Source organism: Paenibacillus oceani, from assembly GCF_014705615.1.
Lineage (GTDB): Bacteria > Bacillota > Bacilli > Paenibacillales > NBRC-103111 > Paenibacillus_AB > Paenibacillus_AB oceani.
In genome coordinates this window covers 1-2,326 of sequence record NZ_JACXJA010000083.1, presented here as the reverse complement: position 1 = coordinate 2,326, position 2,326 = coordinate 1, and the positions used below count along the sequence as shown (strand labels likewise).

Here is a 2,326-nt window from a genome sequence, read left to right as displayed (position 1 = left end):
ACGATAGCTGATAAAGATACACGAAGGCAGCCATCCAGAACGATCGGCTGCCTTTGCTCAACTAACGGACGGTTTAACGCAACAAATCCAAGTATTCAGCGTAAACTCTATAAAAGTAAATTACTGGAAACATGACTTTATGGGGATGAGGGGAAGCTAATGTACTATGAAGCTACGAAAAAAATATCGTACTTCATGATTTTAGTGGGAATATTACTCGCAGCGATTGGTCTATGGGAGTTTGCTCCTAGGTCATATTCATCGGAAACTCCAGATAGCGTGTTTATGTTAAGCATAGCAAAACGAGTAGCCTTTCCGTCACTGGGTTTGATGTTAAATGTCTTGGGTTTTATCTTCCTAAAACTAATTAGAGAAATTCAAATTGAAAATGAAACTATAAGAAATGAATTGAGTAATTTAACAAAACAGATTGGCGAAATCAGGAGAAATTAATCCTCGACTTCTAAATCTCCACTACGCTAACGGGGACGATAGTTAAAATTAGGCACAACGGCAGCCGACCAGATGATCGGCTGCTGTTTTTATTAAGCTAACGGGCAGGATAATTTAATCACTTCGACGAATAAATTGGGCATGGGAAATTTATGAAATCAACTATTTATAAGGAGTTGACTGTGTTGGAAAACAAAAATATAAGTCCCGATTTGGTTCAGCTTTTCGTTGGGCAAGCCCATGGAGATTTTCAAAAGGTCCAACAATTATTAGAACAAGAGCCAGGTCTTTTAAATGCTTCATGGGATTGGGGCAATGGTGATTGGGAAACTGCTCTTGGTGCTGCTGCACATATGGGAAGAAAGGATATTGCAAATTATTTGCTTGGTAAGGGTGCGCGGATTGATTTATTTACAGCTGCAATGTTAGATAAGGTCGAAATAGTAAAAGCAATAGTCTCTGATAATCTAGCCTTAAAAGATAGCTTAGGACCACATCAGATCCCGTTAATTAATCATGCGGAAGCAGGGGAAGCAACGACAGTGATTAGTTATCTCAAATCTATAGGAAGTTAAGACCCCGTAATTACTAACGAGAACGATAGCATAATAAAGCTACAATGGCTGCCGTTTTCTAATTACAGAAAAAGGAAACCCGCCGACAGTACCAAATATTGATGTGAAGGTAAGTTTGAATTAGGAGGGGCTAAGATGGAGCGCCAAACCCAGGAAGAAACGATACACTCACTTTCAACTTTGCTTATTCAAAATTATGTATTTCCCGACATGGCTCATCGTATGCAAGTGGAATTCACGCAACGACTGAACGACAACGAGTATTCGGTGATGACTGACCCTGCCACTTTCGCCAAAACATTAACCTCCCAGCTACAAAATACTTCAAAAGACAAGCATTTGAATGTCCGCTATAACCCGCAGAAGCCTCCAACTGAGGATCATGCGGAGGGGAAAGATGCAGTACTAGCTGATCACTTTATGACAATGATTCAACTGGATAATTACGGATTTGCTAAGATCGAGCGGCTCCAAGGCAATATTGGCCTTTTGGAATTTCACGCGTTTATGTCACCCGAGCATGCCGCGGAAACGGCTTCCAGTGCCATGACCTTTCTTGCCAACACATCTTGTCTGATCATTGACATACGGAAAAATTTTGGCGGTGACCCTCATATGGTAGCTTTTCTAACAACTTATTTGCTCGATCCAGCTCCGAAGCACTTGAATAGCTTTTACCTGAGAAAAAACGAGGAGATCAAGCAATTTTGGACCATGCCTTATGTGCCTGGGAAGAAATTCGGGGGCAGCAAGCCGTTGTACATCCTAACCAGCAATAGAACATTCTCTGCAGCGGAAGAGTTTGCCTACAACTTGCAGACGATGGGACGAGCTATTATAGTGGGAGAACGAACCGGAGGTGGGGCTCATCCAGGAGGCTTCCACAGAATCAACAAAGACTTCGAAGTGTTCATCCCGTCTGGCCGTGCCATCAACCCGATCACTCAGACGAACTGGGAGGGAGTAGGAATTACCCCCGATATAGAAGTTCCTCAAGACCAAGCTTTCGAAGTAGCCTACTCCACCTTGCTTCAAAGTGAGCATAAACGGATTTCTGAGAATCCAATCCCAGGTGGAAAAAGGTTAATGGATGAGCTTGAGCGAGCCAATCGGGGCAATACTAACGCAGCTTCAATTGTAGGATAACATTAAACCAAGAATAAGAAATGTCAAAGTATTAGACTGAGTCTGGCATTACGCTATCGGGTACGATAGCTGATAAAGATACACGAAGGCAGCCATCCAGAACGATCGGCTGCCTTTGCTCAACTAACGGACGGTTTAACGCAACAAATCCA

At 42.6% G+C, this 2,326-nt stretch carries 3 protein-coding genes; all 3 read left to right on the top strand.

Annotation, left to right across the window (positions count from 1 at the left end):
• Nucleotides 1-159: 159 nt before the first annotated feature.
• The 3 genes from IDH45_RS33680 to IDH45_RS33670 all read left to right on the top strand — a co-directional run bounded on the left by IDH45_RS33680 (nt 160) and on the right by IDH45_RS33670 (nt 2,174).
• Nucleotides 160-453: a hypothetical protein gene (locus IDH45_RS33680; protein WP_190932086.1), complete on the top strand. Its 294-nt coding sequence runs from the start codon at nt 160-162 to the stop codon at nt 451-453.
• Between the two features lie 185 nt (nt 454-638).
• The gene (locus IDH45_RS33675; protein WP_397327126.1) at nt 639-1,028 is read left to right on the top strand and encodes an ankyrin repeat domain-containing protein; all 390 of its coding nucleotides are present in this window, start codon (nt 639-641) and stop codon (nt 1,026-1,028) included.
• A gap of 135 nt (nt 1,029-1,163) precedes the next feature.
• Nucleotides 1,164-2,174 carry a S41 family peptidase gene (locus tag IDH45_RS33670; RefSeq protein WP_190932541.1) on the top strand — a complete coding sequence of 337 codons (1,011 nt, stop codon included), beginning with the start codon at nt 1,164-1,166 and terminating at the stop codon, nt 2,172-2,174.
• Nucleotides 2,175-2,326: the final 152 nt, after the last annotated feature.

Coding starts and splice junctions, on each gene's coding strand:
- IDH45_RS33670 (WP_190932541.1), top strand. CDS start 1,164: ATGGAGCGCCAAACCCAGGAAGAAACGATACACTCACTTTCAACTTTG.
- IDH45_RS33680 (WP_190932086.1), top strand. CDS start 160: ATGTACTATGAAGCTACGAAAAAAATATCGTACTTCATGATTTTAGTG.